Origin of the sequence: Shinella granuli, assembly GCF_004341885.1 — a bacterium.
Classification (GTDB): Bacteria; Pseudomonadota; Alphaproteobacteria; order Rhizobiales; family Rhizobiaceae; genus Shinella; species Shinella granuli.
In genome coordinates, this window is sequence record NZ_SLVX01000016.1 from 115,274 (window position 1) to 134,635 (window position 19,362).

The 19,362-nt window shown below is 65.3% G+C and carries 17 protein-coding genes; 13 read left to right on the plus strand and 4 right to left on the minus strand.

The features are described 5' to 3' along the window. Positions 1–134 precede the first annotated feature (134 nt). Positions 135–1,175 carry a LacI family DNA-binding transcriptional regulator gene (locus tag EV665_RS22060; protein WP_245507791.1) on the plus strand — a complete coding sequence of 347 codons (1,041 nt, stop codon included), beginning with the start codon at positions 135–137 and terminating at the stop codon, positions 1,173–1,175. Between the two features lie 153 nt (positions 1,176–1,328). Here the strand turns inward: EV665_RS22060 and EV665_RS22065 are convergent, their stop codons facing one another. Further along, entirely contained in the window at positions 1,329–2,438 is a 1,110-nt protein-coding gene (locus EV665_RS22065) for a Gfo/Idh/MocA family protein (RefSeq protein ID WP_245507792.1), read from the minus strand. Positions 2,439–2,701: 263 nt separating this feature from the next. On the opposite strand from EV665_RS22065, the gene EV665_RS22070 reads away from it, so the two are divergent. The 7 genes from EV665_RS22070 to EV665_RS22100 all read left to right on the plus strand — a co-directional run bounded on the left by EV665_RS22070 (position 2,702) and on the right by EV665_RS22100 (position 9,571). Beyond that, the gene (locus EV665_RS22070) at positions 2,702–3,949 is read left to right on the plus strand and encodes an ABC transporter substrate-binding protein (protein WP_133035704.1); all 1,248 of its coding nucleotides are present in this window, start codon (positions 2,702–2,704) and stop codon (positions 3,947–3,949) included. A gap of 380 nt (positions 3,950–4,329) precedes the next feature. Then, complete coding sequence (locus EV665_RS22075) at positions 4,330–5,157, plus strand: helix-turn-helix transcriptional regulator (RefSeq protein WP_162853128.1); 828 nt, start codon at positions 4,330–4,332, stop codon at positions 5,155–5,157. Between the two features lie 109 nt (positions 5,158–5,266). Then, entirely contained in the window at positions 5,267–7,033 is a 1,767-nt protein-coding gene (locus EV665_RS22080; RefSeq protein WP_162853129.1) for a TonB-dependent receptor, read from the plus strand. Further along, positions 7,033–7,383, plus strand: a complete 351-nt coding sequence (locus EV665_RS33125) for a TonB-dependent receptor domain-containing protein (protein ID WP_133035707.1) — start codon at positions 7,033–7,035, stop codon at positions 7,381–7,383. The genes EV665_RS22080 and EV665_RS33125 overlap by 1 nt, the downstream gene beginning before the upstream one ends. 1 nt (position 7,384) lies before the next feature. Next, complete coding sequence (locus EV665_RS22090) at positions 7,385–8,647, plus strand: MFS transporter (RefSeq protein ID WP_133035708.1); 1,263 nt, start codon at positions 7,385–7,387, stop codon at positions 8,645–8,647. 13 nt (positions 8,648–8,660) lie between these two features. After that, complete coding sequence (locus EV665_RS22095; protein ID WP_133035709.1) at positions 8,661–9,293, plus strand: class I SAM-dependent methyltransferase; 633 nt, start codon at positions 8,661–8,663, stop codon at positions 9,291–9,293. Beyond that, positions 9,290–9,571 (plus strand): cupin domain-containing protein, encoded by a 282-nt coding sequence (locus EV665_RS22100; protein ID WP_133035710.1) that lies wholly within the window; start codon positions 9,290–9,292, stop codon positions 9,569–9,571. Before EV665_RS22095 ends, EV665_RS22100 begins: the two co-directional genes overlap by 4 nt. A 64-nt stretch (positions 9,572–9,635) precedes the next feature. Here EV665_RS22100 and EV665_RS22105 read toward each other — a convergent pair whose 3' ends face one another. Together EV665_RS22105 and EV665_RS22110 are read right to left on the minus strand one after the other, a co-directional pair. After that, the gene (locus tag EV665_RS22105) at positions 9,636–10,481 is read right to left on the minus strand and encodes an EamA family transporter (protein WP_133035711.1); all 846 of its coding nucleotides are present in this window, start codon (positions 10,479–10,481) and stop codon (positions 9,636–9,638) included. Beyond that, positions 10,478–11,095 (minus strand): nitroreductase family protein, encoded by a 618-nt coding sequence (locus tag EV665_RS22110; protein WP_133035712.1) that lies wholly within the window; start codon positions 11,093–11,095, stop codon positions 10,478–10,480. The genes EV665_RS22105 and EV665_RS22110 overlap by 4 nt, the downstream gene beginning before the upstream one ends. A 105-nt stretch (positions 11,096–11,200) precedes the next feature. Between EV665_RS22110 and EV665_RS22115 the strand changes: the two genes are divergently transcribed. Further along, positions 11,201–12,106 carry a LysR family transcriptional regulator gene (locus EV665_RS22115; protein ID WP_133035713.1) on the plus strand — a complete coding sequence of 302 codons (906 nt, stop codon included), beginning with the start codon at positions 11,201–11,203 and terminating at the stop codon, positions 12,104–12,106. Between the two features lie 38 nt (positions 12,107–12,144). On the opposite strand, the gene EV665_RS22120 is transcribed toward EV665_RS22115, so the two are convergent. Then, positions 12,145–13,236: a LacI family DNA-binding transcriptional regulator gene (locus EV665_RS22120; protein ID WP_245507793.1), complete on the minus strand. Its 1,092-nt coding sequence runs from the start codon at positions 13,234–13,236 to the stop codon at positions 12,145–12,147. A 111-nt stretch (positions 13,237–13,347) separates the two neighbouring features. On the opposite strand from EV665_RS22120, the gene bglB reads away from it, so the two are divergent. From bglB to EV665_RS22140, 4 genes are all read left to right on the plus strand, one after another. Then, the gene (gene bglB / locus EV665_RS22125; RefSeq protein WP_133035715.1) at positions 13,348–14,448 is read left to right on the plus strand and encodes a beta-galactosidase BglB; all 1,101 of its coding nucleotides are present in this window, start codon (positions 13,348–13,350) and stop codon (positions 14,446–14,448) included. Further along, a complete protein-coding gene (gene kduI, locus EV665_RS22130) occupies positions 14,445–15,281 on the plus strand; it encodes a 5-dehydro-4-deoxy-D-glucuronate isomerase (protein WP_133035716.1) in 837 nt (278 codons plus the stop codon). The genes bglB and kduI overlap by 4 nt, the downstream gene beginning before the upstream one ends. Continuing rightward, positions 15,278–17,761 carry a hypothetical protein gene (locus EV665_RS22135; RefSeq protein WP_133035717.1) on the plus strand — a complete coding sequence of 828 codons (2,484 nt, stop codon included), beginning with the start codon at positions 15,278–15,280 and terminating at the stop codon, positions 17,759–17,761. The genes kduI and EV665_RS22135 overlap by 4 nt, the downstream gene beginning before the upstream one ends. A 77-nt stretch (positions 17,762–17,838) precedes the next feature. After that, complete coding sequence (locus tag EV665_RS22140; RefSeq protein WP_133035718.1) at positions 17,839–19,107, plus strand: ABC transporter substrate-binding protein; 1,269 nt, start codon at positions 17,839–17,841, stop codon at positions 19,105–19,107. Positions 19,108–19,362: the final 255 nt, after the last annotated feature.

The following is a 19,362-nucleotide window of genomic DNA, read 5'->3' on the forward strand; positions in this document are numbered from 1 at the left end:
AGAACGCAATTTCCATGAAATTTGACAAAAGTCTCTTTATTTTCAGAATATTACATATTCGCACGCCTGCGATTGTCGTTGCGACACGATCAAAAGTGTGCTATTTATACAATAATAGCGCTATGGAGTTGACCGTGGACAACACAATGCGAAAGCCGCCGCGCCATCGCCGCAAGATGCAGTCCGTCACGATGTCCGACGTGGCCGAGCTCGCCAATGTCTCCCCCTCCACCGTGTCGCTCTTCCTGCGCAAGCCCGAGGCGGTTTCGGCGACTGCGAGCCAGGCGATCAGCCGGGCGATCGACAAGCTCAACTATGTGCCGAACCTCATGGCGGGCGGCCTGGCCGCCGCGTCCTCCCGCGCCGTCAGCATCCTCGTACCTTCGGTGCGCAACGCCTTCTTCGCCGAGACGGTCTCTTCCATGCAGACGGCGCTCAAGAAGCAGCGCCTGCAGCTCATTCTCGGCCATACCGAATATGACGAGCAGGAAGAAGAGGAGCTGGTCCGCATGGCGCTCTCCTGGGCGCCGGCGGCGATCGTCCTGACCGGTCTTTCGCACAGCGCGGCGACGCGCCGGCTGCTGGCCAATGTCGCCATCCCCGTCATCGAGATCTGGGAGCTGGGCGGCCCGCAGATCGACGCCGCCATCGGCTTCCACCACGATCAGGTCGGCATCGCGGCGGCGGAGCACCTGGTCCGGCAGGGCCGCCGCAACCTTCTCTTCCTCGGCGCGCGCATGCACCAGGACCGCCGCGCCAGGCAGCGCTGCAACGGCTTCCTGCAGGCGGCCAGGGCGGCCGGAGCAGCTGCGAAAGTCGTCGAGCATCCCGACACAGCCTCCGCCGAAATCGGCTCGATGCTGCTGGCGGAAGCCTTGCGGCTCCACCCCGAGACCGATGGCATCGCCTGCTCGAACGACCATATCGCGCTCGGCGTGCTCTTTGCCTGCGAGCGCCAGAAGATCGCCGTACCGGATCGGCTCGCCGTGATCGGCTTTGGCGATCTCAGCTTCAGCGCCGCCTGCAACCCGCCGCTCACCACGATCCGTCCGTCCGGCGACCTGATCGGCCGGGAGGCTGCAAGGTTGATCGAAGAGCACCTGCACGGCGAAAAAGCGGACACACATCGCACGATCGACACCCGCTTCACGCTGCAGCACCGCCGCAGCAGCTAGGGCATTTCCGGCGGGAGCGCAGGGTGCGGCTTGTCGCCGATTGCACGGAAACGAAGAGCTGCCCTTTGGGCGCGAACGGAGTGGGCTTCTCAACGGGGCAAGCGAAGGATCGGCGGCATCGCCGATCCATTTCCCTTGCCGCCGCCATGCCCGTCAGCTCAGCGTCAGTCCGTCGATGGTGACGACGCGTTTTTCCTTGGCGGAACGTTCCGCCGCCAGCCCGATGGCAACCGCCTTCAGGCCGTCCTGCAACGTCACTTCGACCGGACCGGCACCCAGGATCGCCTTGCGGAATTTCTGGTGCGCGTAGAAGGTCGCGCCGTGGTGTGCGCCGGCATGCAGCACTTGCGCGTCCACCTCGACGATGCGGCGTTCAGGCTGGCGCTTTTCCTGCCGGAAGCTGATTTCGATTTCGGAATGCCTGCCGGCGTCCTCGCCGCGATGCCCCGGCACGAAGCATTCGACCCGGCCGAGCGAGCCGGTCGCGGCGAACTCCTCCTGCCAGAGAGCGCCTTCGGCGAACATGCAAAGATCGAGCGAGGCGCGGATTCCCGATTTGAAGTCGACCGTGACGAAGGCATTGTCGATGATATCAGGCCGCTCGCCGTCCTCGCGCCGCTCGTCGGCATGGTTGACGTCGATGCCGGCGGAGGCATAGACGCGCACCGCCTCGTCCTCGGCGATCAGCCGCATGAGATCGAAGAAATGGCAGCACTTCTCGACGAGCGTGCCGCCCGTACGCGCCGCATAGCGGTTCCAGTTGCCAACCTTTTCCTTGAAGGGAAAGCGATGCTCGCGCAGCGCGATCATCCTGAGGTCGCCGACCGTTCCCTTGCGAACCTCTTCCACGAGTTCCGTGACCGGCGGCATGTAGCGATACTCCATGCCGATCCATAGCGGCGCCGTGTAGCCGGCAAGCGCCGTCGACATCCAGGTAAGTTGTTCGGCGGAGGTGCAGGCGGGCTTTTCCAGAAGGATCGGCAGGCTGAGGCCCCGGTCGAGGATCCTTGCCAGCACATCCGCATGCGTGTCATTCGGCGTTGCGATCACCAAGGCGTCAACGGCGTTGCTGGCAAGGAGCGCATCGGCCGAGTCGAAAAGCTGGGCCGTTTCGGGAACGCATTCGGCGGCCAGCGCACGCGACCGGGCATCCGGATCCGCGATGGCCGTGATCCTGGAGCCCGGCGTCATCGCGATATTGCGAAGATGCTCGCGCCCCATCATGCCGGCCCCGATCAGGCCGTAGCGTATAAGGTCTGACAATCCCATTCCTCCTCTCGATTGCGCCCCGGCAGCACCGCCGCCATGGAGCCCCTGACCGAGGAAACGTTACGCAGCAAGGCGGATAAAATCAAATAAAATCGTAGCGCTATTATAAGCGACCACACTGACATTGTGATTATCTAACTGATTTAACATAAAAATATTGCTGAAATACGATCATTCTTCGAGCTCGATTCACAGATTGACGCATCATTATGCAGCGCTATTATTAGCGCGGGAGCAATTTGGAGGAGGAACCAAGCATGAAAAGCCCCATCATCGCCTGGACGGCGGCAGCGCTTGCCATCGGCTTGCAAGCGCCGGCCCATGCCGATACGACGCTGCGCATGTTCGTCTCGAGCCAGGGAAGTCCGGGCATCCACCGCAAGATCGCCGACCTGTACGAGCAGCGGAATCCCGGCATCAAGATCGAGATCGAACTCGGCGGCGCCACGTCGGAATTGCAGGCGCAATACCTCAACACCGTCCTGTCCAGCCGCGATCCGTCGCTGGACGTGCTGATCCTCGACATCATCCGCCCTGCGCAGTTCAGCGCTGCCGGCTGGATCTCTCCGCTCGGCGATGCGGCTGCAGCCGCGCCCATGCTCGAGGACTATATCAAGGCCTATGCAGACGCGAACACGGTCGACGGCAAACTCGTCGCCATGCCGGCACATGCCGACGCATTGCTTCTCTACTATCGCAAGGATCTGCTCGACAAATACGGGCTTCCCGTGCCGAAAACCTGGACGGAGCTTGCCGAAACAGCAAGGAAGATCCTGGCCGGCGAAGGCGACCCGAACCTGCAGGGCATGAGCTTCCAGGGCAAGGCCATCGAAGGCGCCGTCTGCACCTTTCTGCTGCCCTATTGGAGCGCCGGTCACGACCTGACGAAGAATGGCGAATTCTCCTTCGACAAGGACGGCGCGGTCGCGGCCTTCAACGTCTGGAAGAGCCTCGTCGACGAAGGCATCGCGAAGAAGAACATTTCGGAGGTCGGGACTGACGACACGCGCCGGGAATTCCAGGCCGGAAAGGCGGTGTTCGCGTCGCTATGGGGCTATGGCTGGAGCAACTTCCAGGGCGAGGACGCCGCCGTTCGGGGCAAGGTCGGCGTCGCGACCCTGCCTGCCGTCGACGGCGGCAAGGTCGTGAGTTGCCTTGGCGGCTGGGAATGGGCCGTTTCCGCCTATTCGCGCCACCAGGAGGAAGCAAAGAAGCTCGTCACCTTCCTGTCGGGAGCGGAAGCCACCAAGATCAAGGCCATCGAGGCCTCCTATCTCCCGCCGCGGACTGCACTGTATACCGACCCGGACGTACAGAACGCGATGCCCTGGATTGAAAGCGCCCGTGCCGTCGTTGAAAGTGCAATCCCCAGGCCAGTGACGCCGCGGTATAACGAAGTGAGCGAGATCATCCGCACGCTCTTCAACGCGGCAATCGGAGGCTCGATGAGCCCTGAAGATGCAGCAGCGCAGATGGACGCGAGGCTGCGCCGTATTCTCCGATAGGCCAATACGAGGCCAAACTCATGAGCCCTACCGTTCTGGGCTCATGGGCTGGGGATTCAATCGCTGCAGTCGGTCTACGTCCGACGACAATATCGACCTGATGAATCCCGGTGATTTATTCTCGCAGGCGCCCATATCTCACCGCGGAACCGACCCGTAAGACCTGCGGGGCGCAATCCTGGATTCCGCCGGTCATGCTGTCACGCCTCTTCATCAGATCCCCGTCGAGCCGGCTGGCGCCGCCGTTTCCTTGGCAGGTCGATCGCACAATTAACTTGACTATCATACTCATATATTGTGATCGTTCTCCGGTCGAAACACGCGTTCGCGGCATACCGCATCACGCCAGCCGCAACGCCTCCTCTCCCCCGGAGAATGCCGTGGAGATCATCCGCGCCTGTGGCCTCAACATCTTCCTGGAGACCGCCACCGTGCGGCGGGAAACGGTCTGGGAAAGCATCACGCCGCCCGGCCATTGGCTCGGCACCCTGCTGGAAGGCAGCCTGTCCGTCCAGCAGGAGGGTTTCGGAGAGCACCTTTGGGAAAGCGGCGGCGGCACGATCTTCTCCACCAGCGAAAATGTCGCCACGCGCCATGTCGTTCAGCGCGACGGCAGTGTTGCGGCCGTCTTCGTGCAGATCGAGGCTGACATGGCCGAACCGCTGGTCGGCGGTGACACGCTCGCGCTGATCTCGCGCAAGACGCCGGATCCCCGCCTTGCCTTGCCGGAAGCCGCGCGCACCATCGCCTGGCAGATGCTCGGCTGCCCGCTGCAGGGTCCGGCCCGCCGTCTCTACATGACCGGCAAGGCGATGGAGATGGTCGCCCACGTCCTCGATGAGGCCAGCGCGTCCGACCGTACCGGCGTCACGGCGGCATGGCCGGCGCGTGACATCGCCCGTCTGCACGAGGCGCGCAGCATCCTGCTCGCCGAGCTCGCCTCCCCGCCCAGCGTGCCGGAGCTCGCCCGCCGCGTCGGCACGAACGCCAAGAAGCTGGGCAGCGGCTTCCAGGCGCTGTTCGGCACCAGCGTCTACGGCTTCGTCAAGACAAGTCGGCTCGATGCCGCCCGGCTGCTGCTGGAGGGCGGCGAGACGTCGATCGCCCGCGTCGCCCGGCAGGTCGGCTACCAGCCGCAGCATTTCGCCACGGAATTCCGCCGCCGCTTCGGCGTCGCGCCCACCACCATCGCCGGCAGGGCGCGCTGAGCCCGATAGTCCGATTCCCGAACGTCTTTGCCGCGATCCCGAACGGCCATGCGGTTGTCCGCCGGGCAGGCCCCATGCGAAGACCCTCGTAAATATGAGGGAATTCATCATGAATGGAAAACGCCACGCCGCCCTGCGCGCCGCAACCGTCCTTGCGGCCACGGGCCTCGTTCTCATCGACGCCGGTTCGCCTGCCGCGCAGGAGCAAGAGGCCGGCGGCAATACGTCCGGGGCAACCGTTCTCGAACAGATCGTCGTCACCGCGCGGCGGCGGGAGGAGAAGATCCAGGAGGCGCCCGTCGCCGTTACCGCCATCCCCGCCGAGGAGCTCGGCAAGGGCCGGACGGACACCATGGAGGACGCCGCCTTCAGGACCCCGAACGTGCTCTTCAACGGACAGGGTGGCCCCGTCAGCATTCGCGGCGTCACCTCGCTCGGCATTGCCGGCGGCGTCGACCGGCAGCCGGCCGTCGGCCTGTTCCTCGATGACGTCTACCTTGCCCGCCCGATGGGCTACCCCTTCATCCTCGAAGACCTGGAGCGCGTCGAGGTGGTGCGCGGCTCGCAGGCGACGCTCTACGGCAAGAACACGATCGGCGGCGCGATCAACCTGATCTCGCGCGCGCCCGGCGACACCGCCGGCGGCACGGTCTCCGCCACCATCGGCACCGACCTCGACACGCGCTTCAAGGCGGCTTTCGAGACGCCGATCGAGGGGACGGGTTGGGCGGTGCGCGCCTCCGCCGCCTGGAGCGGCAATCGCGGCTACATCGAAAACCTCGTGACGGGCGAGGATGTCAGCGACACCGACCTCTTCTCCGGCCGCATCGTCGCCACCGGCGAGGTGGGCGACGGCACGAGGCTCAGGATCATCGGCGACTACACGCGCGACCGCGGCGACGGCGGGCTCTGGTATGCGCCGCTGCCGCTCGCCTTCGACCACGAGGCGACCCACGACTTCGAGCCGGAAAACAGCGTCGACAGCGGCGGCCTTTCCGTGCGCATCGACCATGACTTCGAGGCCATGCGGCTGACCTCCATCACCGCGTTCCGCGGCCACCGGATGAAAAGCTATCTCGACGGCGACTTCACCGCCACGCCCTTCATCGGCCAGGCCCAGGAGGAGACGCAGCGCCAGTTCAGCCAGGAAATCCGCCTGTCCTCGCTGGATGACGACGTCCTGCGCTGGAGCGGCGGCCTCTTCTACATGCACGAGCGCTTCGAGGGCACGCAGTATTTCGACCTTGCGTCCTTCCCGCGCGATGTCTGGAGCCGGGACGTCTTCGAGCAATCGGCCGATACGGTTTCGGTCTTCGGCGAGGTCGGCTATTTCCTGACGCCGCAATGGGAGGTCTCGGCGGGCGGGCGCTACACCTACGACCGCAAGTCGACGACGAGCGAAATTTCCTCGCCGAGCGGCAGCTTCATGTTCGGCATGCCCGGTCGGGCCGAGGGCGACGTCTCCTTCTCCAATTTCTCGCCGGAGGCGGCCCTTACCTATCACGTCTCCGAAGGCAACATCGCCTATGCCAAGGTCAGCCGCGGCTACAAGTCCGGCGGCATCAGCCCCTATATCGAGGCGGACGGCAACGCGAACCGCTACGACCCGGAAACCACCACGTCCTACGAACTCGGCGCCAAGGCGACATCCGACGACGGCCGGTTCACCCTGGCGGCCTCGCTGTTCTACATCGACTGGAAGGACCAGCAGGCGGTCATCTACACGACGCCCTTCACGCGCGTCTATCGCAATGCCGCGGCGGCGACGTCGAGGGGCCTGGAAATCGAGGCGACCGCGCAGATCACCGAGGAATTCGCGCTTCGGGCGGGCTACGGCTACACCCTTGCCCGGACGACGATTTCGTCGATACGGTGATGGGTGCGGTCTATACCGGCAATGACCTGCCCTTCGCGCCGCGCCACAGCTTCAGCGTCGGCCTGCGCTTCGAGCGCGAACTCGACGCCGGCGCCGTGCTGAAGGCCGGCCTCGACTATACGTTCCGCAGTTCCTACGCCTTCACCGCCGACAACGCGTACCGGCAGGCGTCGACGCATCTGGTGGACGCCCATGTCGGCGTCGAGAAGGACGGCTGGAGCGCCAGCCTCTGGGCCAAGAACCTGACGGACGAGCGCTACCTGAAGAACTATTTCAGCTATAGCGGCACCGACATGGGCGTGGCCGCGCCCGGCCGGACGATCGGCATCACGCTTGCCAGGGTGTGGTGACATGAGCGGAACCGACAATGCCATGCTCCTCGCCGCCTCCGACGCGCCCGTGCCGTCGCAAGCCGGCCGGCTGCGCTTCTTCCTTTTGATCGGCGCGCTCTACTTCACGCAAGGCTTGCCCATGGGGCTTGCCATGGAGGCCGTGCCCGTGCTCATGCGCCAGAGCGGCGTCTCCATGGACGTCATCGCGCTGGTGCCGCTCGCCGGCCTGCCCTGGATCGTCAAGTTCCTCTGGGCACCGACGGTCGACAACCGCTGGCGCGCAGGCCTCGGACGCCGCAAGAGCTGGATCGTGCCGATGCAGGCGATCCTTGCCGCCTGCCTCCTTCTGCTCGCCGTCCTTCCGCTCGACGGGGCCGGCCTCTGGATGGCGGTGACGGCGCTCATGATCGGCTCGATCGCCAGCGCCACGCAGGACACCGCGACGGACGGCCTGGCTGCCGAGCAGCTTGCCGGGCGCGGGCTTGCCTATGCCAATGCATTGCAGGTCGGCGGCATGATGGGCGGCTTCATGGTTGGCGGCGGCGGCGTGCTGATGGTCGCCGACAGGCTTGGCCAGCAGGGCATATTCCTGCTGCTCGCGCTGGCCCCGGCCCTGACCGTCGCGCTCGCCCTCTCCTGGCGCGAGCCGCCGCGTCCCGCCACGGCACATGGCAGCGGCAAGGCCCGGCTCGCCGATACGTTCCGCCGCCCCGGCATCGCGCTGCTTCTGCTGCTCGCCTTCATCTATGGCGGCGCCCATGCCGGCGGGCTCAGCGTCAGCAGGATCTTCCTCGTCGACCAGGGCTGGTCGAACCAGGATACGGGTCTCGTCGCCACATTCAGCGGCCTTGCGATGCTGGCGCTCGGCTGCCCGCTCGGCAGCGCGCTGACGGCCCGCAACCGCTGGCTCGCCATGGGGACGGGCATGACGCTCGCCGCCGTGTCCTTCGCCCTCTTCGGCCTCATCGCCGCGGGCATCCTGCCGACAGGCTGGTCTTCCGTCCTGCCGGCAATGGGCGTGCTGTCGGTCGCCAGCGGCTTCATCGCCGTCTCGGCGGCGACGATCATCATGGCCTTCGGCGGCGCGGGAAAACAGGCGGGCACGGACGTCACCGTGCTCCAGAGCGCCAACGTCCTCGGCGAGATGGCGATTGCCGGCCTCGTCGTCTGGGTGGCGGGGCGCACCGGCTATGTGCCCGCCTTCGCCGGCGCGGGCCTGGCGCTCGTCCTTGCCCTTCTCTTCGTCTCGCGCGCCGCGCGCGCCATCCCCGTGACCCGATAATCGAGGCCAGTCCATGCTGAAACTTTCCTCCACGATGGTCGACCGCATCGCGCGGCGGCCGGGCGGCCTTCTCGGCTACCTGCTCTACCGCTTTCCCCTCGGCCACAAGATCGGCTTCGATCTGGCGCTCCGGCGGCTTCCGCCGGAAAGGAACGATCTCGTCCTGGAGGTCGGTTGCGGCGGTGGCGTCTTCCTGCGCCGGCTGCTGAAAAGCGGCTGTCGCGCCGTCGCCATCGATCACAGCCCGGACATGGTGGCCAATTCCGGCCGGCTGAACGCCAGGGCGCTCGCCGGGGGGCGGCTGACATTGCACGAGGCCGATGCCGCGGCCCTGCCCGTCGCGAGCGGCACGATCGACAAGGTCTATTGCCTCAATGCCTTCTTCTTCTTTCCCCAGCCGTCCGAAAGCCTCAAGGAGATGGCGCGCGTGCTGAAACCCGGCGGCCGGCTGGCGCTCGTCACGTCCCCGCCCGCCTTCCGCCGGCAGATCGCCAGGGTTTCCGCCAGCATGGCGGAGACCATGCGCTTCGACGAGCCGGAGACGCTCGCGCGATGGGCGCATGATGCCGGGCTGGTGCCGGTCGAAACGCGCGACGTCGCCGGCGCCGGCTATCTCTTCATCGCGACCAGGGAGGAAGCGGCATGAGCGAGGAAACACGCATCGAGGCCCCCGGCTTTCGCGGCCGCATCACCGGAAGGCTCGGCGACATGCTGGTGATCGACGCCGAGGTGGAAGCCGACATCCCGTCCCATGCGGGAGAAACGGCCGAATTCGCCATCGTCGTCTCCGGCCGTTTCGAGCTGAGCATGAACGGCACCACGCTTTCCTGCGGGCCGGGCGACCATCTCGTGGTCGAGGCGGGCGTGGAACACGCCATCCGCGTCATCGAGCCCGGCCGCCTGGTCCTCATCGGCAAGATGTAACCGGCATGGCGTCCCTTGCGGGGCGCGGCCGAAGCCGGCTTGCATCGCATCACCCGGACGTGCATCAGCTCGAGCGTTGGATGAGCCAGATGCTGCCGATGACGAGGCTGGCGCCGGTGATCTGCAACACCGTCAGGGACTGTCCGAGGAACCCCCATCTGAGCAGCATCGCTGTCAGGGGGCTAAGGAACAGGAGCGAGGAGACAGCCGAAGGTGCCAGCCGTCCAATCCCGCGAAACCAGAGGACATAAGTCAGAGCTGCGCCGATCAGGCCAAGCCAGACAAGGCCCATGAGATTGGAAAGCGTTGGAACAGGAATGGAGCCATCGATCAGCACGACGACAGGAACCAAAAGGAGGCCACCGGCGGTCAACTGCCATGCCGTGAAGGTGAGCGGCGACACGGGTGGCTGCCACTTGCGCGCCAAAGTGACGCCCATGGCCATGGAGGTCGCGCCAGCCAGACCGGCCGCGATGCCGATGGGGTCGAGCGCAGCGTCCGGCGTCAGGACGAGCAAAGCAACCCCGATCATGCCGGCCAACGCGCCCAGGACCGCCAACGCGCGAAGCCGGGAAGACAACAGAAACGAAGCCAGGAAGACGACGATCAGCGGTTGGGCCGAGAGCACGGTGCCAGCGACACCGCCAGGAAGCCTATAAGCGGCGACGAACAACATGCTCAGGAAGATCGAGATGTTGAGCGCACCCAGGATGAAGGAGCGCAACCACCAGACGTCGGCCGGCAATTGGCGTACGATCGCCAGCAGGAATACGCCTGCCGGCAACGCACGCAGCATTGCGACCGTCATCGGCGAGAATCCCACGAGGAATTCCGTCGATACGATATAGGTGCTGCCCCAGACAATCGGTGCGAGGGCCGTCAGCGACAGGTCTGAAAGGTTCTGTTTCATGACAGTTGAAGGATCTCGGAAAGTGGACGGCGCGGCTTCTGGGGCCAGTTGCCCGGCGCTGCGCGACCGACAGGAAGAAGCATGACGGGGATCTCACCCCCGGCGAGACCGAACTCGCGAGAAACGGCGGCAGCATCGAACCCGCTCACCGGGCCTGACACGAGCCCCATGGCCTCGGCTGCGTAGATCAGCGTTGCCGTCCCGAGGGTTGCCGAGCGGATGGCTTCATCGCGGCTCGCTTCGGGATCGGCGGCATATTTGGCACGAGCGGTTTCTTGCCATCCCGAAGCCATCGCTTCCGGCATCAGGCCGGTTTCGACAAAGGGCCGCAGGCGCTCGCCAAGGCTCTCGTGATCGGGCGACTGGCCGCAGATGATGAAGGTTACAGCGGCGTCGGAAACCTTGACCTGACCATAGGCGAGGTCTCGCAGTTTCGCTTTGGCCTCCGCTTTCCGGACGGCAATGAAACGCCAGTTCTGAAGGTTGAAGGCCGTGGGCGCGCGCGTTGCAAGCCGCACGAGACCTTCGATCTCGGTGTTCGTCAGGGAATGTGATGGATCGAAGCGATTGGCGGAAACGCGTCGCTCGATCAGGTCAATTGCTGGATGGTGCATTGGTATCTCCTGGCGAAATTTCTTTTCCATGGAGATATAGAATTTCTTACAGGATCATAATATTGTAATTTTGAAAGATATTCATATCCAATAGGAAAGAATAGAGTGGATCGGTATACAGCCTTGCAGGTGTTTCGGCATGTGGCCGAGTTGGGCAGCTTTGCCGAAGCGGGCCGGAAGCTCGGTCTTTCACCTCCCGCGGTGAGCAAGAACGTGGCAGAGCTGGAAGCGCATCTGGGCGTGCGGCTGATCAACCGGACCACGCGGCGCATGGCGCTGACCGAAGAGGGCAAGACCTATCTCGATCATGTCACGCGGGGCCTGGATGCCCTGATCGAAGCCGAAGCAGCGCTTTCGCCCGCGAAATCGTCGCCCGTCGGCACGCTGCGGGTCAGCGCCCCGATGACCGTTGCGCTAGTCCGCCTGTCAGAAGCGGTCCCCGAATTCCTCTCGCGCTATCCCGATATCAGCCTTGAACTCCATCTCGATGACCGCCGCGTGGATATCGTCCGCGAAGGCTTCGATCTTGCCATTCGGGGTTATAGCAGCCTTGAAGATTCAAGCCTGATCGCGAGGAAGCTCGGGGGAATGCCGCATGTGCTGTGCGCAGCTCCCGCTTATTTCGAAACGCACGGAAAACCGCAGACGCCTTCCGACCTCAAGGCTCTGCATCACATCCGCTTTCCCTATGGAGGCAACGCCGATGTCTGGGAGTTCACAAGGGACGGCCAGACCGAACGCATTCCTGTCAAGGCACGCTACCCGGTATCCTCCAGCCTTGCTGTGCGGGATGCGCTGCGCGCGGGCTTCGGCATCAGCCTGATCCCGCGTCCCTACGTCGAAAACGACATTCAGGAGGGGCGATTGGAAACGGCGCTGACTGACTGGGCGACGGCGGAGATCACGCATTTTGCAGTCTATCCCTCACGTCAGCACGTGGCGCCGAAAATCCGTGTCTTTCTCGATTTTCTCATTCAGCGTTTTGGGCGTGAGACGATCTCAAAGACCTGACGTCGCACGGCTCCCCGCAAAGCTGAGACTAAATCGCCTCAAGATGCCTTGTTCCCATCCGCAGGCCTTGGTTTTGCAGCTTGTCTGGAAGCCGGTCCGGTGGACGAACGTTCCACCAGATGGCAGGCAAGCTCCAGCCTTCGGGGCGGAAACGGCAGACTGGAAAGGCTGTCGCGCAGGAGGTCAAGGGCCGACGAGCCGATTTCCCGCATCGGAATGTGCATCGTCGTCAGCGGCGGGTTGAGGAATGCGGCCTGCGGCAGGTCGTCCATGCCCATCACCGAGACGTCGCGCGGCACGCCATAACCCATCTGCTGGACGCCCAGCATCGCGCCGACGGCAAGGCTGTCGCCGGCCGCAAGGACAGCGGTGAAATCCAGGCCGCGCTTCCCGATGCGGGAAACGATGGCCTGCGTCGCCAGTTCCGGCAACCAGTCATCGACCGGCACGACCAGATCGGGATCGACGGAAATGCCGCGATGGAGCAGCGCGTCCCGCCAGCCCTCGAAGCGGCGCTCGATGGTGCGCCGCCCGGGCCGCATGAGGAAGAGGATGCGCTGATGGCCAAGACCGATCAGATGGTCGGCGGCAAGCCGCGCGCTCGACCGGTTGCACGGAGTCACGCTAGACAGCCGCATGAACGGGTCGTCGCCGTTGAGCAGCACCACCGGTTTTTCGAAACCGCGTGTGGCGGCAAGCAGCGCCTCGTCGTCGACGGTGAGGAACAGAAGGCCGAGGATTTCCGGATCGTCCTTCGCCTCCTTCAAGAGCGACAGTTCCTCGCTTTTGTCGGCGATGGGGCGGGTGATGATTTCCAGGCCGAGCGCCTGCGCCCGCTCCTTCAGGCCGTCGAGTACGTAGAGCGTGAACTGGTTGCGCACGTAGTCGATCATCGCGGCGCTGGAGGCGGCGAGGATGACCTTCTGCCCGGCCACCGCCGTCGGCATGACGTAGTTCGCCGTCTTGGCCGCCTCCAGCACCTGCTGGCGGATTTCCGGGCGGACGCCCTTTTCACCCGCAAGCGCCCGGGAAACCGTGCTGAGCGAGACGCCGCAGCGTTCGGCGATGTCCTCCAGCCGAACCTTCCTGCTCTTCTTTCCCCGTTTGCCGGGCAATGGTTTGACGGTCACCGCGCACCTCTCTTGCGCCTGATCATGAGAAAAATTTTCAGATTGCGCAAGAAAAATCACCATGCATTATCGACCCCAATTCGTCCATCGGTGACCGCAGGGAGGAGCGCCATGGGCCTTACGGGCCATGACATCAGCACCGGACTCGATCGCCTTGTCGCCGGCATGACCGGCCTCAAGCACAGCGGCCGTTTTCATGAACCGAACCTCGACGGCACGGCCGGCGACTACATCAGTTTCGACAGCTGGGAATGGCCGCAGGGCGTCGGTCTCTACGGCCTCGTGCGCCTCTGGCTGCTGACCGGGCGCGAAGACCTGCGTATACGCGTCGAGGATTGGTATTCCTCCCAGATCGCCGCGGGGCTTCCGACCCTCAACGTCAACACGACCGCCCCGATGCTCGGCCTCTCGCTGCTCTGGGCCAGGACCCGCGACCCGCGCTGGCAGCCGGTGCTGGACGCCTGGGCGGACCGCGTGCTCTCCGAAATGGGCCGCACGCCGGAAGGCGGCTTCGAGCACCATGTCTCCGACAAGGTCAACGACAACGAACTGTGGGACGACACGCTCTACATGGTCGCGCTGTTCCTGGCCGCCTACGGACAGGCGAGCGGCCGGCGCGAACTGGTCGACGAAGCCTCCCGCCAGTTCCTCGTCCATGCGCGTTATCTCGCCGATCCCGAGACCGGCCTCTGGTTCCACGGCTGGACCTTCGACGGCCGGCACAATTTCGCCCGTGCCCGCTGGGCGCGCGGCAATGCCTGGATCACGGCCGGCGTGCTCGACCTCTTCGACCTTGCCGAACTCGACCGCCCGGTGCGGCAGTTCCTCGAAGGTGTGCTGGTCGCGCAGGTCGATGCGCTGCTCACTCTTCAGGCGCCTTCCGGCGCCTGGCGCACGCTGCTGGACGACGCCTCTTCCTACGAGGAAATCTCGGCAACCGCCGGCATCGGCTACGGCCTGCTCAAGGGCTATCGCCTCGGCCTCGGCACGCCGGCCTGGCGCGCGGCGGGCATGAAGGCGCTCGAAGCGGTGATGGACAATATCGATGAAAGCGGCACGGTGCTGAACGTCTCCTACGGCACGCGCATGGGCCACGATCTGCAATTCTACAAGGACATCCCGATCCAGCCGACCGGCTACGGCCAGGCGTTGGCCATCCTCTGCCTTGCCGAGGCGCTGGAACATGTCGAGAAAGAAGGACAGGCAGCATGACGATGAAGGTACTCTACGGCGCGGCGCCGGATGACGTGAAGGGCTACGACACGCAGCGCCTGCGCGACGCGTTCCTGATGACGGACCTCTTTGCCGCCGACCGGGTCAACTTCGCCTATACCCATGTCGATCGCCTCATCCTTGGCGGCGCGATGCCGGTGGAAACCCGCCTTGCCTTCGGCTCCGGCGAGGATATCGGCACGCCTTACCTGCTCTTCGCCCGCGAAATGGGCATCGCCAATCTCGGCGGCACGGGCACCATCGCGGTGGACGGCGAGACCTTCACGCTGGAAAACCGCGACGTGCTCTATGTCGGCCGCGGCGCCCGGGAGATCGTCGTCTCCAGCCTGTCGGCGGATGTGCCGGCCCGTTTCTACATGAACTCCGTGCCCGCCGGCACCGATTTCCCGCACCGGCTGATCACCCGCAAGGAGGCGAAGCCGCTGGATCTTGGCGATGCCAGGCGCTCCAACAAGCGCCGGCTCGCCATGTATATCCACCCGGAGGTCTCACCCTCCTGCCTGCTCCTGATGGGCATCACCGATCTTGCCGAGGGCAGCGCGTGGAACACCATGCCGCCGCACCTGCACGAACGGCGCATGGAGGCCTATTGTTACTTCGACCTCGCCCCGGAAGACCGCGTCATGCACATGATGGGCCGGCCCGAGGAAACCCGTCACCTCGTCGTCGCCAATGGCGATGCGGTGCTTTCGCCCGCCTGGTCGATCCATATGGGCGCCGGCACCGGTCCCTATGCCTTCGTCTGGGGCATGACCGGCGAGAATCAGGAATACAACGACGTTTCCCCCGTAGCCGTGGCTGACCTGAAATGACCGATACGACCTTCCATATGAGGAAGCCCCTCCTTGCGGGCGAGGCCATCCGCTACTGGCAGCTCGGCGCGATTGCCGAGGAGCGTTTCGACGTGCCGGACCAGCCGATGAAGGGCGAGATGGACCCCTTCTTCTTCCTGACCAAGCACAAGAACTTCATTCCGCACGAATATCCCTGCCGCACCGCCTTCGCCGAGCGCTATCGCGGCGCCCGGCCGGATGTGCGCGGCGCCTTCAACGCCGCCCGCTGGTGGCTGCCCTTCGGCTCGCCGCGGCTCGACCTCTCCGGCTTCTGGTTCCGCCCGACGCGCCTTGCCACCTGGGCGCGGACCTTCATCGAGGCGGACACCGCCGGCACGGCCAAGGTGCGTCTCGGCACCTGCGGCGGCGCCGTCGTCTTCCTGAACGGCGCGGAAGCCGGCTGGATGGCGCCCTACAGCCGCAACCTCGAAGCCAAGGCCGAATTCGACCTGCCGCTGACGGCCGGCCTCAACGAGATCGTCCTGTTCTTCGACGATCTGGCCGAGCGTGACGCCCGCTACTTCATCCAGCTCGACTATCTCTCCGGCCCGAAGGCCGCTGTTGCCGTGCCGGTGCCCTGCGCCGGCCATGCCGTGGAGGTGGTGGAAGCCGCGCTCGACGGCATGCATTTCGACCGGCCGGCCTATTTCGACGGCGACATGACGCTGATCTTCGCCGCCCCCCTGCCGACGGACGTGCGCGTCGACGTCGCGGTCGAGGGCGATTTCATGTCCACGGAGCGCCTCGATTACGGTTTCACGCTGAAGGCCGGCGAGACCCGTCTGCGTGTCGGCTCTTCAAGCGCCATGCCCGCCGACTTCCGCCATTTTCGCGTGACGCTCGATGCGGACGGCTTCGTCGCGGCGCGTTCGATCGGCGTGGAGATCTGCCACACGAAGCGCCAGGGCGAAGCGCCCGCCTCGCTTGCCGCCCGCATCGCGGAAACCCTCGACGAGATTTCGGAATTCTCCGAGCGCGACACGGTGCGCGCTTTCGCGCGCCTCGCGAGCGGCCGCGGCGGGGCGGATACGGATGCGATGATCGAGGAGATCCTGCCCTCCATCGAGGATTGCCACGACTGCGCCGACTTCTCGCTGGTGCCGCTGATCTGGTCGCGCACCACCTGGGGCAGCGCCATCGGCACGGCGACCCGCGCGCGCATCGATCGCGCCATCCTCGGCTTCCGCTACTGGATGGACGAGCCGGGCAATGACGTGCAGTGGTATTTCTCCGAAAACCACGCGCTGCTCTTCCACACCTCGGCCTATCTTGCCGGCAACCTGCTGCCAGAAGAAACCTTCGTGCGCTCCGGCCGCAAGGGCTCGGAGCAGCGCGCCGTCGGTGCCGCGCGGGTGCGCGCCTGGCTCGATCATTTCGAGGTCTGGGAAATGGCGGAATTCAACTCCGCCCCCTATTTCCCGATCGACCTCAAGGGCCTGACGGCGCTTGCCGCCCTCGCCCCCGACGCCGACATCGCCGAACGCGCCCGCAAGGGCATCGTGCGGCTCTGCGAGATCATCGCGCGCTCGGCCCATCACGGCATGGTCACGGCGGCGCAGGGGCGCTCCTACGAACACACGCTCTGCGCCGGTCGCTCGCTTGAGCTTTCCGCGGTCGCGCGCCTGCTCTGGGGGCGCGGCTGGTACGGGCGGCGCGTCCATGCGCTGCCCCAGCTTGCCGTGTGCCTGCGCGACCATGGCCTCGTTGTGCCCGAGGCGTTCGCGGCAATCGCCAACCATCGCGGCGAAGAGCATCAGGAGTGGTGCTTCGCGCAGGGCGAGAACCGCTTTGCCGCTCTCTATCACTACAAGGGCCGCGCCTTCGCCATGGGCTCGGCCGCCCATTACCGCTGGGACGAGTGGGGCTACCAGGAAACGGTGCTGCATCTTCGCATCGGCGAGCGACCGGAGGCCGCCGTCTGGATCAACCATCCCGGCGAGACGATCCAGTTCGGCTATGGCCGCCCGTCCTACTGGGGCGGCTGCGGCGCTGTCCCGCGCACCCACCAGTATCGCGGCCTCGCCGTGCTCGATTTCGCCACGGTCGACGAACAGGCCGATTTCAGCCACGCCTGGTTCCCGATCGCCGAATTCGACGAGAGCCGCGTTTCCGGCAATATCGCCCTTGCCCGCAGCGGCGGCGGCGCACTGTTCCTCAAGGGCAACGCGCCCTTCGAGAGCGTGAAGGAAGGTCCCTCGGCCAATGCGGAACTGCGCCAGCATGGCCGCAGGACACGCTGGATCGTACGCGTCTGCGAGGCCCCGGACCTTGCTGCCGTCGAGAACCGGTTCTCGGCACTTGTCGTGCAGGAGGAGGCCGATGGCACGCTTGTCATCGAGGATCCCGACTATGGCACCGTGCGGTTCCGCGCCGACGGCTCGGCCGAGGCGGAAGGCCGCACCATCGTGCCCAAGGCATTCACCGTCGCCGGCACGGCGACGATGTTATCGGCAGCTTAGCCGGCATACCCGCCTGCATGAGGCAGGCGGCTTCGAACGCAGCGGGCGGGAGGCCCGCTTTCAGGAGGAGAACGACCATGACGAAGACCAAGACCATTCTGGCGGCGCTGGCCGTCGGGCTTCTGGCATCCACGTCGGCGCTGGCCGGCGACGTGCGCATCATGTGGTATTCCGACGGCGTCGAAGGCGAGGTCCTGAAGGATCTCCTCGATCGCTTCATGCAGGAAAATCCGGGGATCAACGTCATCCTCGACAACGTTTCCTACAGCGTGGTGCGCGAGCAGCTTCCGGTGCAGCTCGAAGCGGGCGACGGTCCTGATATCGCGCGCGTCACCAACCTCAAGGCCCAGAGCCAGCACTGGCTCGACCTGCGCCCGCTCGTCGCCGACGCCGCCTACTGGGACGAGAATTTCGGTGCGCAGGCCGACTGGATGCGCCCTGACGGCTCCAACCAGATCTCCGGCTTCATGACGCAGATCACGCTCGCCGGCGGCTTTGCCAACAAGACGCTGTTCGAGCAGGCGGGCGTCGCCATTCCCGGCAAGGACGCCACCTGGGACGACTGGGCGAAGGCCGCCAAGCAGGTCGCCGAGAACCAGCAGGTGCCCTTCGCCATGGCGCTCGACCGCTCCGGCCACCGCCTGACCGGCCCGGTCCTTGCCTATGGCGCGAACTATATCGGCACCGACGGCAAGCCCGCTCTCCTCGACCAGGGCGCCAAGGACTTCCTGAAGACGTTCGTCGGCTGGATCGAGGACGGCACGATGAGCAAGGACGTCTGGGTCTCTGCGGCCGGCTCCACCTATCGCGCGGCCGCCGACGACTTCATCAACGGCCAGCTTGCCTATTACTATTCCGGCTCCTGGCAGGTGCCAAACTTCTCCACGAAGATCGGCTCGAACTTCGACTGGGTGGCGACGGGCAGCCCCTGCGGCCCTGTCAACTGCACCGGCATGCCGGGCGGCGCGGGCCTGGTGGCGATCAAGTACACCAAGAACCCGGCCGAAGTCGCCAAGGTCATGGACTACCTCGCCCGCGAGGACATCGTGAAGGAATTCTCCGAGCGCACGCTGTTCCTGCCCGCGCACAAGGGACTGCTCGCCAAGGGCCTCGACTTCAAGACCGACGACGCGCAGGCAAAGGAAGCGCTCAACGCCTTCGTCGCGGCGACCGGCTCGCTCTCCGAGCTCGCCCAGAAGCTGCCGGGCTGGTTCTGGTCCGATACGTTCTACGGGGCCATGGTGACGCGCATCAGCCAGGCGGCGGCCGGCGAAATGCCGGTGGAGGAAGCCTTCACCCGCATCGACGCCGATATCGCCGCCAAGGTGAAGGATTCCGGCCTCTAAGGGCCGGACCGCGCGCCGCCGGCAGGACAGGCGCGGAAACGCGATGCCGGCGGCATGAAGCTGCCATCTGCGGCGGGGCGCCTCCCCCGTCGCGCGCCGCAGATGGCGCCCGGCCCTGCCGGGCGGCGCCACCGGCATGGGAGGGACAGAATGAGAACGGTGAGAGCGGCGGTGCAAAAGTCGGCCACGGTAGCGGCGGCATAATGCTGCTGCGGGCGGAGTAAAATCCGGCCACCTATTTCCTTTCTGCAACGA

Excerpts from the sequence above, each read along its gene's own strand:
- EV665_RS22100 (WP_133035710.1), top strand. The coding sequence starts at position 9,290 with ATGAGCGAGGAAACACGCATCGAGGCCCCCGGCTTTCGCGGCCGCATC.
- EV665_RS22105 (WP_133035711.1), bottom strand. The coding sequence starts at position 10,481 with ATGAAACAGAACCTTTCAGACCTGTCGCTGACGGCCCTCGCACCGATT.
- EV665_RS22140 (WP_133035718.1), top strand. The coding sequence starts at position 17,839 with ATGACGAAGACCAAGACCATTCTGGCGGCGCTGGCCGTCGGGCTTCTG.
- kduI (WP_133035716.1), top strand. The coding sequence starts at position 14,445 with ATGACGATGAAGGTACTCTACGGCGCGGCGCCGGATGACGTGAAGGGC.
- bglB (WP_133035715.1), top strand. The coding sequence starts at position 13,348 with ATGGGCCTTACGGGCCATGACATCAGCACCGGACTCGATCGCCTTGTC.
- EV665_RS22080 (WP_162853129.1), top strand. The coding sequence starts at position 5,267 with ATGAATGGAAAACGCCACGCCGCCCTGCGCGCCGCAACCGTCCTTGCG.
- EV665_RS22095 (WP_133035709.1), top strand. The coding sequence starts at position 8,661 with ATGCTGAAACTTTCCTCCACGATGGTCGACCGCATCGCGCGGCGGCCG.
- EV665_RS22110 (WP_133035712.1), bottom strand. The coding sequence starts at position 11,095 with ATGCACCATCCAGCAATTGACCTGATCGAGCGACGCGTTTCCGCCAAT.
- EV665_RS22135 (WP_133035717.1), top strand. The coding sequence starts at position 15,278 with ATGACCGATACGACCTTCCATATGAGGAAGCCCCTCCTTGCGGGCGAG.
- EV665_RS33125 (WP_133035707.1), top strand. The coding sequence starts at position 7,033 with ATGGGTGCGGTCTATACCGGCAATGACCTGCCCTTCGCGCCGCGCCAC.
- EV665_RS22070 (WP_133035704.1), top strand. The coding sequence starts at position 2,702 with ATGAAAAGCCCCATCATCGCCTGGACGGCGGCAGCGCTTGCCATCGGC.
- EV665_RS22090 (WP_133035708.1), top strand. The coding sequence starts at position 7,385 with ATGAGCGGAACCGACAATGCCATGCTCCTCGCCGCCTCCGACGCGCCC.